Raw genomic sequence first — 15,175 nt, forward strand, 5'->3', positions numbered from 1 at the left:
TCAGCCTTGCAGGGCCGCTTCCAGGTCGTCGGCATACTCCGACAACTCATGCAGGATAAAGCGGCCCTTATCGTCTTCGACTTCCGCCGCCAGCGCACCGAGCCGCTCCCGAAACGCACTCAGCGACAACCGGGCCGGGTCCGCGTCCCGCAGCCGCTCGGCGCAGAACTGACGCCAGTCGGCCAGTTCCTGCGGCGACAGTGTTTCCGGATAATTGCGCGCCCGATAGCGCCACAGCATTTCCGGCAATCGCCGGTCCTCGAACGGGAAGCTCTGTCGCGCCAGTTCCGACGGCGGTGTCTCACGGATGCGGTGCATCAATTGCCGGTCGGCATCGCTGAAAAAGCCGCCGCTGTAGAGCATGCTGTCCGGGTCGGTCTGTTCGGTAAAGTCCCGTGCGCCAAATACCTCTTTCAAGCGCGCACGCAGGGCATCGCCCCCCTGGCGCAGCCTCTGCCAGTGCCGGCGGCAGGCGTCCATATCCAATTGCAGGCGTGCCGCCACGGCGTCATCCACCAGCTTTACCGTCGCCACCACCGGCGCGCGGTTGATATGGATTTCCTTCAGGGGAATGCGCGCCTCATCCTGTGCCTCAAGCGCTGCGGCACTGCTGAACACCTGCCGCTGGATGTCCTCCACACTGCCCTCCAGCAACGGGGTCGGATCCGTGGCCAGGTCGTAAACAATCACGCTGTTGCGGTTGGTCGGATGCGCCATCAGCGGCATCACCAATGCACTGCAGAAACGCGCCGCCGGGATACGGCCCGACACATGCAGCACCGGCGCCTGTGTCACCAGATTCAGCTGTTCCGCCACGGCCTGCTTGAAGCGCAGTCCCAGCGCGTACTCGAACAGCTTCGGCTGCCTGTCCCGCAGCAGCTTCGCCAATGCAATGGTGGCATACACGTCCGACAGCGCATCGTGTGCCGCCTCGTGCGACAGGCCATTGGCCTGGGTCAGCAGCTCCAGCTTGAAACTCGGCGTGCCGTCCTCGCGCTGTGGCCACTGAATGCCGTCCGGCCGCAGCGCGTGGCACAGCCGCACCACGTCGATCAGGTCCCAACGGGAATTGCCGTTCTGCCACTCGCGGGCATAGGGATCATGGAAATTGCGATACAGGGTAAAACGGGTCACTTCATCATCGAACCGAATGCTGTTGTACCCCACCCCGCATGTTCCGGGCTGCGACAACTCCTGATGAATCCGGGCGATAAATGCAGCCTCCGGGATGCCTTCTTCCAGCACATGCTGCGGGGTGAGGCCCGTAATCAGGCAGGCTTCCGGGTGCGGCAGGTAATCCGGTGTCGGACGGCTGTAGAGCATCAGCGGCTCGCCGATCACATTCAGGTCAGCGTCAGTACGCACGCCCGCGAACTGCGAGGGCCGGTCCACGGACGGATTGGCGCCCCAGGTTTCGTAGTCATGCCAAAAGAATGTGTGCTGAGTCAAACCGGCCCCTCCCTGTTTCATCGAGAGGATACAGGCCATGGCGATGACTGAATACCTGCGCTAAGGTCAGCGCACCACCACCGGAGATCCTCAAATGAGCCTGCTCCCCGATTATCAGGAAGAGACACTCACCCGCGCCGAAGCCGATGCCCTGGACGGCGCCACGGTGCTGGAATTCGGCGCCTCCTGGTGCGGCTACTGCATCGGCGCGCAGCCGGTGATCCATGCGGCGCTGGGCAACGCCACCGGCCTGCGGCATCTGAAAATCGCCGACGGCCCCGGCCGGCCGCTGGGGCGCTCCTACCGGGTAAAACTGTGGCCGACGCTGATTTTCCTGCGCGATGGCCAGGAAGTGGCGCGTGTCGTGCGGCCAACGGCCAGCGCGCCGCTGACCGAGGCCCTAGAAGTAAGCAAGCAGGCCGGATAACCCGACCAGTATCAGATAAAACGCCACGATGTAGTTCAGCAGGCGCGGCACGATCAGGATCAGCACGCCCGCCAGCAGTGACAGCAATGCCACGATAAAGCCGGTATCCAGGTTGATCGTCACGGAATGTCTCCTTCATTGCCGGGGTTCACACCCAGCATGCCGCAATCACGCGGCCGCCTTTGCAAAACTGGTTAAAACCTCCCGCCCGCATACCGTATTCATGGTATGGGATTCGCCGGCCGGACGTGGCATCAATGACAGCACACACAGGCCAGCCGATGCGCTGGTCAGGTCGACCGCCGGAGGCAGAACAACAATGAGCAGACCCGCCCGTATCATCCTGGCCACCACCCTGGCCGCCTGGACCCCCAGCCTGTACGCCGATGCCGCACAACAGGCGCCCGCCTATATCGAATTGCGCCGTGACGTGCTGATCAACGCCGACCTCTGGACGGACACCCCAAAAATTCTGGCGGCCAATTTCGGCTTTGAAGGCATCATCGGCGTGCCCGGCCTGCAGGACGCCGACGACCTGGCCCAGGCCGTCGCTGCCGGTGCCGGCGTCAATCTCGACTGGGCGGCACTGGACCCGGCGCCGCCGCTGCGCAACCTGACCAGCGCCGCCGGTGTGGCCGGCGTGGTGGTGGCCGGGTTCGGCGCCACCACCCTGCACGCCGATGCCATGCCGATCGAAGTGAGCTGGCCGCTGCTGCCCAGCTCGGTGTCGCCGGACAATATCGAGATCACGCTCAACACCGGCGAAACGGTCAACCCGGACGCGGCCGCGCTGAACCCCAACTACGATCACAACGAACGCCATGTGATCGTGGTATTCGGCGAATTCGGCAATCGCCTGACGCCCGGCAGCGTGGGCGCCATCTATCCCGTGGCCGTCAGCTTCGTGCCCGGCGCCTCGCCGCTGATGGCGGTGGGGCCGGATGGCCCCGTTTCCATCGTCGGCCTGTCGGCACCAAGCACCAATCCCTATCTGGCCGGCCCGGCGCTGGTCGGCGCCAAGCTCAGCCATTTTTCCCCGGCCGGCGATTTTCCGCCGCCCGCGCTCTCCGGCGCCTTTCCCAACGATGCCTACTCGCTCTACGGTGAGGACGCCGAATACCGGCTGCGGCTTTTCACCTCCGGCGGCTTTTCACCGGACGGCGTGAGCGGTTTCCTGCCAACGGATTTCGAACTCTTTTTCCGGCTGCATGCGCGCGACAGCAACGGCAACGCCGTGATCCTCGATAAAACCGGGCAGGTCTACGACCTGGGCGCCGGCCAGCTCGAAATCGTCGGGCTGGCGGAAGTCGGTGCGCCGGCCGAAGGCGTACCGGAGCGCGCCTATTACGCCGAGGATCACGACAATTATTTCGATGTCGTCCTGAAAGGAGACGAGGCGGCCATGCGCCTGCTGGAATCGGTCGAGCTCCCCACAGAAGCCGTGCCCGGCTACAACCCGATCTACAATCCTGGCGGGCCGGGCCGCACACCGGATGCCGGGACGGTCTACACCCGGCCGGCGCTGCCGCAACTGTTTCCCATCGCGCAGGCGCTGGATGCGCCGCAAACCGTCAGTTATGCCGCGCAGACACTGGAAAGCTACGACCTCGACGAAAACCTGCCGGTGGTTTTCCATCTGCAAGCGCCCGGCGCGGCGGACATCCTGACCAGCAACGCACAACACGCCACCGCACTGATCGACGACGAAGGCTATGCACTCGTGCAAGTGGCCTTCGCCAACGAAACCGCCCGGCCAGGCGTGCGGGATGTGATCGGCTACGTCTCGGACGATGGCGACCGTCTCTATACGCTGGATGCCAGCGAACAGACGCAACTGGATGCCGATGCCCGCTGGACACGCGAAGGCCGCGCCTTCGGCGCCTTTGCCGAATCCTGGCCGGGGCTGGCGCCGGTGCACCGTTTCTACGACACCGGCACCGGGCGCCATTTTTTCACCGCGGACAAGCAGGCCGGCCAGCAGCGCAAACACGCCGAGTACCAGGGTATCGCCTGGCAGGCGGCACTGTTCGTGCAGCCGGAGCCCGCACCCGTCCGCAGCCGCAGCTCCGGCGGCAGCGTGGCGCTGCTCGGTCTGCTCGGCATGGCGCTGCTGTGGGGGCGGCGGCGTTCCACCTGAGACATTGCCGGCCCCTCTTATTCCGCACCGTCCGGGCATGTATCCTTGGCACTCCCGACGCCTGACCCGCAGAGGCCCCATGCCCGAGACACTGCCCCTTACCCGCCCTGACGACTGGCATCTGCATTTCCGCGACGGCGGCATGCTTCAGGGCACCGTACCGGCCACCGCGCGCGTGTTTCGCCGCGCCATCGTGATGCCGAACACGGTGCCGCCGGTGGTCAACGCCGGCCACGCCGCCGCCTACCGCACACGCATTCTCGACGCCGTGCCAGCGGGCGTGGACTTCGAGCCACTGATGGTGATCTACCTCACCGACGCCACCACGGCCCGGGACATTGCCGAGGCCGCCGCCAGCGGCATCGTGTTCGGCGCCAAGCTGTATCCGGCCGGCGCCACCACCAACTCCGACAGCGGCGTGCGCGACCCGGCCGGCATCATGCACCTGTACGAAGCCCTGGAAAAACACGACCTGCCGCTGCTGCTGCATGCCGAAGTCACGGAGGCGGAGATTGATGTCTTCGACCGTGAAAAGGTCTTTATCGACCGCTACCTGAACGACATCCGCGCCCGCTTCCCCGCGCTGCGCATCGTGTTCGAGCATGTCACCACCCTGGAAGGCGTGCAGTTTGTGCGCGACGCCGGCGAATTGACCGCCGCCAGCGTGACCCCGCAACACCTGATGATGAACCGCAATGATCTGCTGGTGGGCGGCGTGCACACGCACAACTACTGCCTGCCGGTGCTCAAGCGCCGCGATCACCAGCAGGTGATCCAGCAGGCGGTCCTCAGCGGCCACCCGCGCTTTTTCCTCGGCACCGATTCCGCGCCGCACGCACGGCACCGCAAGGAAGCCGCCTGCGGCTGCGCCGGCTGCTATTCCGCGCCGGCGGCGCTGGAGCTGTACGCGACCTTCTTCGAGGAATGCAACGCGCTGGACAAGCTGGAAGCCTTCGCCAGCCACTTCGGCCCGGACTTTTACCGGCTGCCGCGCAACAGCGACACGGTGACGCTGGTGCGCGAAAGCTGGCAGGTCCCTGACAGCCAGGAGATGGACGGGCAACCTGTGGTGCCCTGGCAGGCTGGTCGCACGCTGCACTGGAAGGTGCGTTAATCCTCGTTGCCGCGCGCCTGTTGCTGCCACAGGCGCGCATACACGCCCTGCTCCGCCAGCAACTGCTCATGCGTGCCGCGCTCGACAATGCGGCCCTGTTCCATCACCAGAATCTGCTCGGCATCGCGCACGGTGGACAGCCTGTGTGCAATCACCAGCGTGGTCCGCTGTCGCGCCACTTCGTTCAGGGCACTGAGCACCGCCTGTTCCGACACCGAATCCAGCGATGACGTCGCCTCGTCCAGCAGCAGGATTGGCGGATTCTTCAGCAGTACCCGCGCCAGCGCGATGCGCTGCTTTTCGCCACCAGACAGCTTCAGGCCCCGTTCGCCCACTTTGGTCTGCAAACCTTCCGGCAACGCTTCAATGAACTGCGACAGGTGCGCCAGCCGGATGGCCTCGCGGATGTCTTCATCGCTGGCGTCCGGCCGCCCGTAGGCGACGTTGTTATAGATGCTGTCGTTGAACAGCACGGTATCCTGTGGCACCACGCCGATGGCCGCGCGCAGGCTCTGTTGTGTCACGTCACGAATATCCACGCCATTGATGCGGATGGCACCACCGTCGATATCGAAGAAGCGGAACAGCAGCCGCCCCAGGGTGGATTTGCCGGCGCCGCTGGTGCCCACGACAGCCACCTTGTGGCCGGTGGGAATGGCAAAGCTGACGTCATGCAGAATCCGCCGGTCCGGGTGATAGCCAAAGCGCACCTGCTCGAAGCGGACGCCCTCGCCGCTCTCCGGCAACCGCTGCGCATTGGCGCTGTCGACCACACGCGGCGGCTGTTCCAGCAGCGAAAACATGCGCTCTACATTCACCAGCGCCTGACGGATTTCGCGGTAGATGAACCCCAGCGCGTTGAGCGGAATGAACAACTGGATCAGGTAGGCATTGATCATGGTCAGGTCACCCAGGCTGATCTCGCCGCTCTGCACCTGCCGCACCGCCATCCACATCATCACCGTCATGGTCACGGCAATGATCAGCGCCTGCCCGGCGTTCAGCGCCGCCAGCGACAGCCGGTTCTTCATGCGCGCCTTTTCCCAGTCGGCCAGGTCCGCGTCATAGCGGCGCGACTCGAACGCCTCGTTGCCGAAATACTTCACTGTCTCGAAGTTCAGCAGGCTGTCCACGGCGCGCGTGTTGGAGCGGTTGTCCATCTCGTTGGATTCACGCACGAAGCGCGTGCGCCACTCCGTCACCCGCACAGAGAACAGCACATAGACCACCACCGCCAGCAGCACCACGGTCACATAGCCGGGCGAGAACACGGCAAACAGAATGCCGGCCACCAGTACGATCTCCAGCAGCGTCGGCACGATATTGAACAGGGTAAAGCGCAGCAGAAAACTGATGCCGCTGGTACCGCGCTCGATATCCCGCGCCAGGCCGCCAGTGCGGCGCGAGAGATGAAAATCCAGCTCCAGTTGATGCAGGTGCTCGAACACCTCCAGCGACACCCGCCGCATGGCGCGCTCGGCCACGCGGGCGAACACCGCGTCGCGCAACTCACTGAACAGTGTCGACGCCAGCCGCAGCAGCCCGTAGGCCACCACCAGCAGCGCCGGCACCGCCAGCAGGCCGGTGGCGCGGTCGCCGGCTTCCAGCGCATCAATGATGTATTTCAGAGCCACCGGCATCGCCACCATGGCCAGCTTGGCGGCAATCAGCAGCGCCAGCGCCAGCAGCACGCGGCCACGGAATTCCATCAGGTAGGGCCACAGGCGGCGCAGAATGCGCCAGTCAGGGCGGGTGTCGATCTCGGTATCCTGCAAGCGGTGCAAAGGCGGCCTCTCTCACTTCGGGGCGGGCGCGTCATGATACTCCGCCGGGGCTTGAACCGGGCGTCCTGCGCCCACATTAACAGACCACTTTATGTCCCCAACGGGAGCTGTGCATGACCCGCCTTCAAGACACCGCCTTTTCCATGCTCGATCTGGTACCGGTCAGGGACACCGGCACCGAGGCCGAGGCCCTGGCCAACTCGCTGCAACTGGCGCGCCATGTGGAAGCCCTGGGCTTCCGCCGCTTCTGGCTCGCCGAGCACCACAACATGGACGGCGTGGCCAGCTCTGCCACCCCGGTGCTGGTGGGCTATATTGCCGCCGGCACCTCGCGCATCCGCGTCGGCTCCGGCGGCGTGATGCTGCCGAACCACGCGCCGCTGGTGGTCGCCGAGCAGTTCGGCACCCTGGCCACGCTGTACCCCGACCGCATTGACCTGGGCCTGGGCCGGGCGCCCGGCGCGGACCGCACCACGCTCATGGCGCTGCGACGCAGCGCGGATGACGGCGAGGATTTCCCGGAGCATGTCAGCACCTTGCAACGCCTGCTTGGCCCGGCACAGCCCGGCCAGAAGCTGTTTGCCGTGCCCGGGACCAACACCCGGGTGCCGATCTGGCTGCTCGGTTCCAGCCTGTTCAGCGCCCAGCTCGCGGCGCAGCGCGGCCTGCCCTATGCCTTTGCCTCGCACTTTGCGCCGCGCATGCTGCATCAGGCGCTGCGCATCTACCGCGACAATTTCCAGCCATCCGAGACCCTCGAGAAACCCTACGTGATGGTCGGCGTGCCGCTACAGGCCGCACCGACCGACGAGGAAGCGGAACACAACGCCACCACCGCCTACCAGCGCGCGCTGGCGCTGATTCGCGGGCACAGCCTGAAACTGGTGCCGCCTGTGCCAAGCATGGCCTCGCGCTGGCTGCCCCATGAGCAGGACGCCGTGGGCAATCTGTATGGCCTGGCGGTGATCGGTGGGCCGGAGCGGGTGAAACAGCGGCTGGAGATGATCGTCGAACAGACCCAGGCGGATGAAATCATCTTCACCTGTGACATGTACGACCAGGCACACCGGTTGCGTGCCTGCGATATTGTCGCCGCACTGAAAGACTAGCGCTGCTGCTGACGCTTCAGAAACAGGATGCAGGCGGCCGGCACATGGGTGAGGCCAAAGGCGCTGACGAACACCAGCACCGGCGGCAGCCCTGCGTGACGCGCCGCCAGTGGCCCGATGTCGCTGAACAGATAACTCATCACCAGCCCGAACGCGGTGCCCACACCAATCAGGATCAGGCGTGTGGCACGGCGTTGCAGCACCGTGTCGCTGTGATAGCGCAGCCGCAGGTGGCTGTAGAGCACCGCCGCCACGCCAAGCAGCGCCACCAGTACCAGTAATATCTGCATTGCACCCTCCTGCCAGCATCCGTCACCAGCATGTCATAGCCTCACGTCAGCCTCATCCCGACCTGCGGTACTCTTTGCGCAACACCGCACGGCCTGGCGTAAAACCGCGTAAAACCGGCGCACCGCCAGACGCAATACATTGCCCGCCTCGCCTGCGGCTGGGCATAGTCCGGGGGGAACACACGGACACCGGCTGACCTTGAACACCACCATCAGCGCCACACGGCCACCTGAGGAGGGACCATGCAGCACCGGCAAGCCAGCACGGACGAGGACGCCACGCGTTCACTGACAGCACGGTTCAATAGCGTGCGTGCCCGTTCAGAACACGACTGCGCCCCACTGGAGATTGAGGATTATTCGCTCCAGGCGATGCCCGAAACCAGCCCGCCGAAATGGCACCTGGCGCACACCACCTGGTTTTTCGAGACGTTCCTGCTGGAACCCTTCCTGCCTGGCTACACGCCCTTCAACCCTGCCTTCCGTTATCTGTTCAATTCCTACTACAACAGCATTGGCGAGCAGTTCAGCCGCGCGCAGCGCGGGCTGTTGTCGCGGCCAACGCTGACCGAGGTGCTGGCCTGGCGGGAAACGGTAAACCAGGGCGTGCGCGGCCTGCTGGCACGCGGGCTGGACGAGGAAATGCACCGCCGCCTGCTGATTGGCCTGCACCATGAGCAGCAGCATCAGGAACTGTTCTTCACCGATATCCAGTACAGCCTGTCCTGTAATCCGCTCGGGCCGGCCTATCGCGAACACACCGGTCCCTGGCTCAGTGGCCAGCACACCCCGCCGCTGCAATGGCACGCCATACCGGAAGGGTTGTGCGCTATCGGCGCCACGGAGACGGACGCCTTCGCGTTCGACAACGAAACGCCCCGCCACCGCGCCTTCCTGCCCGCCTTCGAGCTGGCCTCCCGCCCAGTCACCAACGGCGAATGGCTGGCGTTCATGGCTGACGGCGGCTACGACGACCCGGCCCTGTGGCTCTCCGACGGCTGGACTGCACGCCAACAGCAGGGCTGGCAGGCGCCGCTGTACTGGCAACAGGACGAGCACGCCGGCTGGCAGAGCTTCACCCTGTACGGCATGCAACCCGTCGATCCGGCCCGGCCGGTATGCCATATCAGCGCCTACGAAGCCGACGCCTTCGCGCGCTGGGCCGGCGCGCGCCTGCCCACCGAGTACGAATGGGAAGCCGCTGCGCAGCATCTCGATGCGCAGGTGGCCGACGGCCAGTTTATTGGCGACGGCCACTATCACCCGCGCCCGGTGCGCGCCACGCAACTGCTGGGCAGCGTCTGGGAATGGACCGCCAGCAGCTACGGCCCCTACCCCGGCTACCAGGCGCCGGCGGGCGCGCTGGGCGAGTACAACGGCAAGTTCATGTGCAATCAACTGGTGTTGCGTGGCGGCAGTTGCGTCTCCGACGCGGACCATCTCCGCACCAGCTACCGCAACTTTTTTTATCCGCCGGATCGCTGGCAGTTCAGCGGCCTGCGCCTGGCCAGAGGGAAACAGCCATGACCGCCCAGCCGCAACTGAACACCCCCGCCTTCGACTATATCGACAGCGGCCCGCCGCCCGACAACAGCGTGGCCGAACTGATGGCCGGGCTGACCGGCCCGCGCAAACGGGTCAGCCCGAAATACTTTTACGATGAACGCGGCTCCGAGCTGTTCGAGCAGATCACCGCGCAGCCGGAGTATTACCCCACCCGCACTGAACGCGGCATCCTGCGCCGGCACTGCGGCGATATCGCCAAACGGCTTGGCCGCCGGCAACTGCTGCTGGAACCCGGCGCCGGCAGCTGCGAAAAGGTGCGCCTGTTGCTGGACAGCCTGCAACCGGCCGCCTATGTGCCGATGGACATCAGCGGCGATTTTCTGTGCCAGTCCGCGCAGCGGCTGACAGAGGAATATCCCTGGCTGCCGGTGACCGCACTGCGCGCCGACTTCACCCGCATGCCGGCCTTGCCGGCGGCGCTGCCACAGGCGCCACGCTGCCTGTTCTACCCCGGCTCCACGCTGGGCAATTTCACCCCGGCCGAGGCACGCGGTTTCCTGGTCCACGCCGCCAGGCTGACCGGCCCCGGCGGGCAGCTACTGCTCGGCATCGACCTGCACAAGGACCACGATGTCCTGCACGCGGCCTATAACGATGCCGCAGGCGTCACCGCCGCCTTCAATCTGAATCTGCTCAACCATCTGAACCGGCTGCTCGACGGCGAGTTCGACCCTGGCGCCTTCCGCCATGTGGCTGGCTACCACCGGGGACGGCGGCGCATCGAAATGTATCTGGAAAGCCGTCATACGCAGCGCGTGCGCTGCGGCGGCCGCACGGTGCAGTTCCGCCGTGGCGAGCGCATACTGACCGAGTACTCCTGCAAGTACACCCGGCACAGTTTCACCCGGCTGGCCCGCCAGGCCGGCCTGGCTATCACCGGGCACTGGCAGGACGACGCAGGCCTGTTCGCTGTGTTTGCGCTGGCAGGCTGTTGAAAACAGCCTGTGCTGACGGCTTAATCAAGCCGTCAGCCAAATCAAGCGCCATCAGCGATTGATTTGGCGTGTCCACCTTTGCGGACCCGCGCCGCAAAGGTGGCGTGAAAAAGCCTCTTTGAGGCTTTTTCAACACCCCGCAAAAGGTCAGCGCAGAGCAGCGGGCACGGTAATGAAGGAGGTATCCATGGCAGAGCGCAAGGAATACATCGAACGCATCCGGGAAAAACTCGAGCAGTGGAACACCGAGCTGACGCGGCTGGAACAGCAGGCCCGCGACGCCGGCGAGGAAGCGCGACGCAACTGGGAAACGCGCAAGCCGGAACTGGAACAGGTACTGGCGGACATGGAACAGCGCGTGCGCGAGGCGCGTAACCACGCCGGTGACACCTGGGACGCCACCCGCGCCCGGCTCGAACAGGGCTGGCAGAAGATCAACCGGGAACTGCACGAGCTGACCGAGCGGCTGTTCCCCGGCAATTGACCCCAGCGCCGGGCGTTGCGCGGCGCCGCAACGCCCGGCGCGGCTTGCCTTCCCTGCTACGCTTGCCGCTTTCCGGGGATGCAAGAAGACCACACCATGACCTATAAAAACCACGCCAGACATCTGCTGGCGGGCCTGCTGCTGTGTTGCACCAGCGCAGTCCTCGCCCAGACACCCGCGACACCGAACAGCCTCGACATGGCCGGGCAGCTCGCCCTGCTGATCGCCGACGTCGGCATGATGCACTACGAGCCGGACAACGGCGCCCATGTGGACGAGGTCAACACCCGCATGCAGCGGCTGTCACCCCTGATGGACCGCTACCTGGCCGCACAACCTTCTGCGGAACGCAGCCGACTGACACCAGAGTGGCAGGCGATGCGCACACTGCTGCTGGGCGACAACACCGGGGCCGGTCTCGTCGATGGCTACGACAGCTATCTGCACGCCACCTATTCGGCACACCGCGACATCCTGCGTGAAGCGATCATCCGTGCCGCCCGCCAGCAAGCCCGGGGCGTGCCGGAACAGGCCACCCTGCAGATGGCCCGTATCCTCAGCGGTTACATGCTGGTGGCAGCCAGCCCGTTCGGTTCGTTTGCCATGAGCAGCGAGGACGAAGACGCCGACCTGTCGCGACTGAGCCAGGACATGGACAGCCTCTGGCAAGAGTTGCTTGCCGACGCCCCGGCGCAAAGCCCGCTACGTGACGCGCACACCAAATGGCTGTTCATTCGCAGCAGCGTGCTGCGCGCCACTGAGGAATCCCTGCCGTATATCGTCAGCCGCAACGGCCGGCAGATCCTGCTCGCGCTGGCACGCAACGCCAATATCAGCCTGTAACGCGCACGCATGTCGATGCACCATAAAAAAAGCCCGCTGTGTTTGCAGCGGGCTTTTTTGTCAGGCAGTACCGATCAGAAGATGTGGAACAGCCTGTCGTTCAACCAGAGGTGCACCAGCACGCTGGCGATATAGCCCAGCAGAATCACCGGCATCCAGCGCAGATGACCAAGGAAGGTGTAGTGGCCACGCGCCTGGCCCATCAGTGCCACGCCCGCCGCAGAACCGATCGACAGCAGGCTGCCGCCCACCCCGGCGGTCAGGGTGATCAGCAACCAGTGGCCGTGCGACATTTCCGGCGACATGGTCAGCACTGCGAACATCACCGGGATGTTGTCGATCACCGCCGACATGATGCCCAGGAAGACGTTGGCGTAGGTGGCATTCCACTGCGTGAACAGCGTTTCCGAGAGCAGCGCCAGATAGCCCATGAAGCCCAGGCCACCAACACACATCACCACGCCATAGAAGAACAGCAGAGTGTCCCACTCAGCGCGCGCCACCCGGTTGAAGACATCGAACGGCACCACGCCGCCCAGGCGCTTGAGGGCTTCTTCGTCACCCTTCTGCTGCGCCAGCGCGCGTTTGCGCTCCAGCGAGCGCGGCAGCGTGCGGCGCAGGAAGTAACCGAAGAACTGCAGGTACCCCAGGCCGGTCATCATGCCCAGCACCGGCGGCAGGCCCAGCACGCTGTGGCACGCCACGGCGGTAGCCACGGTGAGCAGGAACAGCGCCAGGATACGGAAGGCACCGCGCTTGAGCTCCACGGCTTCGTACACGGTGTCCGGCTTGCGGTTGGGAATGAACAGGCTCATCACCACCGCCGGTACCAGGAAGTTGACCACGGACGGAATGAACAGCGCGAAGAATTCGTAGAACTGCACCTTGCCGGCCTGCCACACCATCAGCGTGGTGATATCCCCGAACGGACTGAAGGCGCCACCGGCGTTGGCAGCCACGACAATGTTGATACAGCAGAGATTGATGAAGCGGCTGTCGTTCTCGGCCACCTTCACCACCACTGCACACATCAGCAGTGCGGTGGTCAGGTTGTCGGCCACCGGCGAAATGAAGAACGCCAGCAGGCCGGTGAGCCAGAACAGGGTGCGGTAGCTGAAGCCCTTGCGCACCATCCAGGCTCGCAGCGCATCGAACAGGCGGCGCTCTTCCAGCGCGTTGATGTAGGTCATCGCCACCAGCAGGAACAGCATCAGCTCGGCGAATTCCAGCAGCGTATGCCGGAAGGCGTGCTCGGAGGCTTCGGTCATGCCGTGATTGACGTACACGGCGCCGATCAGCACCCAGATGATACCGGCCGCCACCAGCACCGGCTTGGACTTGCGCAGATGCAGCTTTTCCTCGGCCATCACCAGCGCGTAGGCGAGCACGAAAATCACCAGTGCGATATAGCCGGTCCAGGTCTGGGTCAGGTCAAGCTGGCCTTCAGCGGCCAGGGCGGGGGAACTCAGCAACGACAGGAAAAAAACGGATAAGGCGGAACAGATAACCGGCCAACACTTGCGGTACATGACAGTCTCGCTCGACGAACAACGGAGAGGGATGACCCGGCCGTCTGGCGACAATTCCCGACCACCCCGGTGGGAACCTCCGCTGTCGAACTCATGAACGGTCGAGCCATGGCACGAACGGCGCGCATGGTAGCACGCCGGCACACCGCGCTGTAGCCGTTTGATCCAGGGAATTGATCCGGATCAGGGCGGCATTTCGCCACGGCAGCAGAAAAACAAGGGAAACGACGCAGCCACACCTTCTGCCCTGCGACCAAGGTCGTGGGGGACCACGACTGACAGGCCGTCAGCAAAGCAAGCGCGGTAAGCGATTGATTTTCCCTGCCCATCTTCGCGGGCCTGTGCCGCAAAGATGGCTTGAAAACGCCTCAGAGAGGCGTTTCAGGCTGCTGACAAACCTCGGCAGCCATTCTTCTACTAAAAAATTATCCACCCAGGGCAAAGAGTCGCTGTTTTTCTGGTGATAGCCTCCACTTGCATAGCCATAGGGCTGCAACCTGGAATGCGACCACCCACTTTTATATCGCCTCGAAGAGGTGATTCATAAAAACAGGGGTTTGTCCTCAGTCTGAAACGCCTCAGAGAGGCGTTTTCAACATCCTGCTAACGTGCCTCAGGCTGACGACGCCGCAACAGCCCTGACGCCAGCACCGCCCCGACGCTGGTCACCGCCAGCGCGACGGCTTCGGTCACCGACAGCGCCTCACCCAGCACCGGCACCGCCAGCAGGCCACTGACCACCGGCACCAGGGCCATCAGCGCCCCCATGGCCGCCGGGCCGATACTGCTGACTGCGCGCAGGTACAGCAGCATCGCCAGCACGGTCGCGATCAATCCCTGATACACCACCTGCAACGCAATATCGCCCACGGACGCCGCGGCCAGATTGCCCGGCAGCCACAACAGATACAGCGGCAAAAACAGGGCCGCCGACCACAGCGCCGTGGTGATGGCGCCGGTCCAGGCCGATACCTGCCAGCGCCGCGCCAGCACGGTATACAGCGACCAGCACAGCACCGCCGCCACCAGCCACAGGTCACCGGCCGGGTCACCGTGCCCACCGGTACTGGCCAGCATCAGCACGCCGCCGACAGCAATCGTCACCAGCCCGAGCCAGCGCAACGGCGATGGCCGGTCGCCCAGTATCAGCGCGGCAAACAGCGCGGCGCCGAAGGGGATCAGGCCCGGTAGCATCACCGCCGCGTGGACCGCCGACGTCAGCCGGAAGCCTTGATACACCGCCAATCCGTAACCCAGGCCGCCTACCAGCGCCAGCGTCAGGCCGCGCGCATTGAGCCACAACCGGCCGGGGCGCAGGAACGGCAACAGCAACAGGCTGCCGACGCCAAAGCGGATCGCCATGATGTCCCAAGGCGTGAGCGGACTGCGGCCCCCCGCGCGGGACACCAGCACAAACCCGGCCCAGCAGGCCACGGCCAGCAAGCCGGCGATCAGGCCCTGTCGTTCAGTGTGCGTCATGCGGCTCTCCCCGTGGCAGGGTTGTATTC

Annotated in this window: 14 protein-coding genes; 8 read left to right on the top strand and 6 right to left on the bottom strand. The window is 64.8% G+C overall.

Features of this window, described 5'->3' with window-relative positions; translation table 11 throughout:
• Entirely contained in the window at positions 1-1,470 is a 1,470-nt protein-coding gene (sbcB, locus tag S7S_RS11855) for an exodeoxyribonuclease I (protein WP_052269248.1), read from the bottom strand.
• A gap of 73 nt (positions 1,471-1,543) precedes the next feature.
• On the opposite strand from sbcB, the gene S7S_RS11860 reads away from it, so the two are divergent.
• A complete protein-coding gene (locus tag S7S_RS11860; RefSeq protein ID WP_008736893.1) occupies positions 1,544-1,876 on the top strand; it encodes a thioredoxin family protein in 333 nt (110 codons plus the stop codon).
• Here the strand turns inward: S7S_RS11860 and S7S_RS19315 are convergent.
• Entirely contained in the window at positions 1,850-1,999 is a 150-nt protein-coding gene (locus tag S7S_RS19315) for a DUF3096 domain-containing protein (protein WP_008736891.1), read from the bottom strand. The genes S7S_RS11860 and S7S_RS19315 overlap by 27 nt on opposite strands.
• Before the next feature lie 196 nt (positions 2,000-2,195).
• Here S7S_RS19315 and S7S_RS11865 point away from each other — a divergent pair, with 196 nt between their 5' ends.
• Positions 2,196-4,013, top strand: a complete 1,818-nt coding sequence (locus tag S7S_RS11865) for a hypothetical protein (protein ID WP_008736889.1) — start codon at positions 2,196-2,198, stop codon at positions 4,011-4,013.
• A gap of 79 nt (positions 4,014-4,092) precedes the next feature.
• Entirely contained in the window at positions 4,093-5,127 is a 1,035-nt protein-coding gene (gene pyrC / locus S7S_RS11870) for a dihydroorotase (protein ID WP_008736886.1), read from the top strand.
• Here the strand turns inward: pyrC and S7S_RS11875 are convergent.
• Positions 5,124-6,911 (bottom strand): ABCB family ABC transporter ATP-binding protein/permease, encoded by a 1,788-nt coding sequence (locus S7S_RS11875; protein ID WP_008736885.1) that lies wholly within the window; start codon positions 6,909-6,911, stop codon positions 5,124-5,126. The genes pyrC and S7S_RS11875 overlap by 4 nt on opposite strands.
• Positions 6,912-7,024: 113 nt before the next feature.
• Here S7S_RS11875 and S7S_RS11880 point away from each other — a divergent pair, with 113 nt between their 5' ends.
• Positions 7,025-8,020, top strand: coding sequence for an LLM class flavin-dependent oxidoreductase (locus S7S_RS11880; RefSeq protein ID WP_008736882.1), 996 nt, complete (start codon positions 7,025-7,027; stop codon positions 8,018-8,020).
• Here the strand turns inward: S7S_RS11880 and S7S_RS11885 are convergent.
• Positions 8,017-8,310 (bottom strand): hypothetical protein, encoded by a 294-nt coding sequence (locus S7S_RS11885; RefSeq protein ID WP_008736881.1) that lies wholly within the window; start codon positions 8,308-8,310, stop codon positions 8,017-8,019. The genes S7S_RS11880 and S7S_RS11885 overlap by 4 nt on opposite strands.
• A 243-nt stretch (positions 8,311-8,553) precedes the next feature.
• Between S7S_RS11885 and egtB the strand changes: the two genes are divergently transcribed.
• The 4 genes from egtB (at position 8,554) to S7S_RS11905 (ending at position 12,138) form a co-directional block, all read left to right on the top strand.
• Positions 8,554-9,837 carry an ergothioneine biosynthesis protein EgtB gene (egtB, locus tag S7S_RS11890; protein ID WP_008736879.1) on the top strand — a complete coding sequence of 428 codons (1,284 nt, stop codon included), beginning with the start codon at positions 8,554-8,556 and terminating at the stop codon, positions 9,835-9,837.
• The gene (egtD, locus tag S7S_RS11895; protein ID WP_008736877.1) at positions 9,834-10,811 is read left to right on the top strand and encodes an L-histidine N(alpha)-methyltransferase; all 978 of its coding nucleotides are present in this window, start codon (positions 9,834-9,836) and stop codon (positions 10,809-10,811) included. The genes egtB and egtD overlap by 4 nt, the downstream gene beginning before the upstream one ends.
• A 187-nt stretch (positions 10,812-10,998) precedes the next feature.
• Positions 10,999-11,295: a sll1863 family stress response protein gene (locus S7S_RS11900; protein ID WP_008736875.1), complete on the top strand. Its 297-nt coding sequence runs from the start codon at positions 10,999-11,001 to the stop codon at positions 11,293-11,295.
• Between the two features lie 96 nt (positions 11,296-11,391).
• On the top strand, positions 11,392-12,138 hold the full coding sequence (locus tag S7S_RS11905; RefSeq protein ID WP_008736874.1) for a hypothetical protein: 747 nt from the start codon (positions 11,392-11,394) through the stop codon (positions 12,136-12,138).
• 74 nt (positions 12,139-12,212) lie between these two features.
• On the opposite strand, the gene nhaD is transcribed toward S7S_RS11905, so the two are convergent.
• Together nhaD and S7S_RS11915 are read right to left on the bottom strand one after the other, a co-directional pair.
• The gene (nhaD, locus tag S7S_RS11910; protein ID WP_008736872.1) at positions 12,213-13,667 is read right to left on the bottom strand and encodes a sodium:proton antiporter NhaD; all 1,455 of its coding nucleotides are present in this window, start codon (positions 13,665-13,667) and stop codon (positions 12,213-12,215) included.
• Between the two features lie 603 nt (positions 13,668-14,270).
• Positions 14,271-15,146, bottom strand: coding sequence for a DMT family transporter (locus tag S7S_RS11915; RefSeq protein ID WP_008736870.1), 876 nt, complete (start codon positions 15,144-15,146; stop codon positions 14,271-14,273).
• Positions 15,147-15,175: the final 29 nt, after the last annotated feature.

This window comes from Isoalcanivorax pacificus W11-5, from assembly GCF_000299335.2.
Lineage (GTDB): Bacteria > Pseudomonadota > Gammaproteobacteria > Pseudomonadales > Alcanivoracaceae > Isoalcanivorax > Isoalcanivorax pacificus.

Excerpts from the sequence above, each read along its gene's own strand:
- sbcB (WP_052269248.1), bottom strand. The coding sequence starts at position 1,470 with ATGAAACAGGGAGGGGCCGGTTTGACTCAGCACACATTCTTTTGGCAT.
- S7S_RS11860 (WP_008736893.1), top strand. The coding sequence starts at position 1,544 with ATGAGCCTGCTCCCCGATTATCAGGAAGAGACACTCACCCGCGCCGAA.
- S7S_RS11865 (WP_008736889.1), top strand. The coding sequence starts at position 2,196 with ATGAGCAGACCCGCCCGTATCATCCTGGCCACCACCCTGGCCGCCTGG.
- pyrC (WP_008736886.1), top strand. The coding sequence starts at position 4,093 with ATGCCCGAGACACTGCCCCTTACCCGCCCTGACGACTGGCATCTGCAT.
- S7S_RS11880 (WP_008736882.1), top strand. The coding sequence starts at position 7,025 with ATGACCCGCCTTCAAGACACCGCCTTTTCCATGCTCGATCTGGTACCG.
- S7S_RS11885 (WP_008736881.1), bottom strand. The coding sequence starts at position 8,310 with ATGCAGATATTACTGGTACTGGTGGCGCTGCTTGGCGTGGCGGCGGTG.
- egtB (WP_008736879.1), top strand. The coding sequence starts at position 8,554 with ATGCAGCACCGGCAAGCCAGCACGGACGAGGACGCCACGCGTTCACTG.
- egtD (WP_008736877.1), top strand. The coding sequence starts at position 9,834 with ATGACCGCCCAGCCGCAACTGAACACCCCCGCCTTCGACTATATCGAC.
- S7S_RS11900 (WP_008736875.1), top strand. The coding sequence starts at position 10,999 with ATGGCAGAGCGCAAGGAATACATCGAACGCATCCGGGAAAAACTCGAG.
- S7S_RS11905 (WP_008736874.1), top strand. The coding sequence starts at position 11,392 with ATGACCTATAAAAACCACGCCAGACATCTGCTGGCGGGCCTGCTGCTG.
- nhaD (WP_008736872.1), bottom strand. The coding sequence starts at position 13,667 with ATGTACCGCAAGTGTTGGCCGGTTATCTGTTCCGCCTTATCCGTTTTT.
- S7S_RS11915 (WP_008736870.1), bottom strand. The coding sequence starts at position 15,146 with ATGACGCACACTGAACGACAGGGCCTGATCGCCGGCTTGCTGGCCGTG.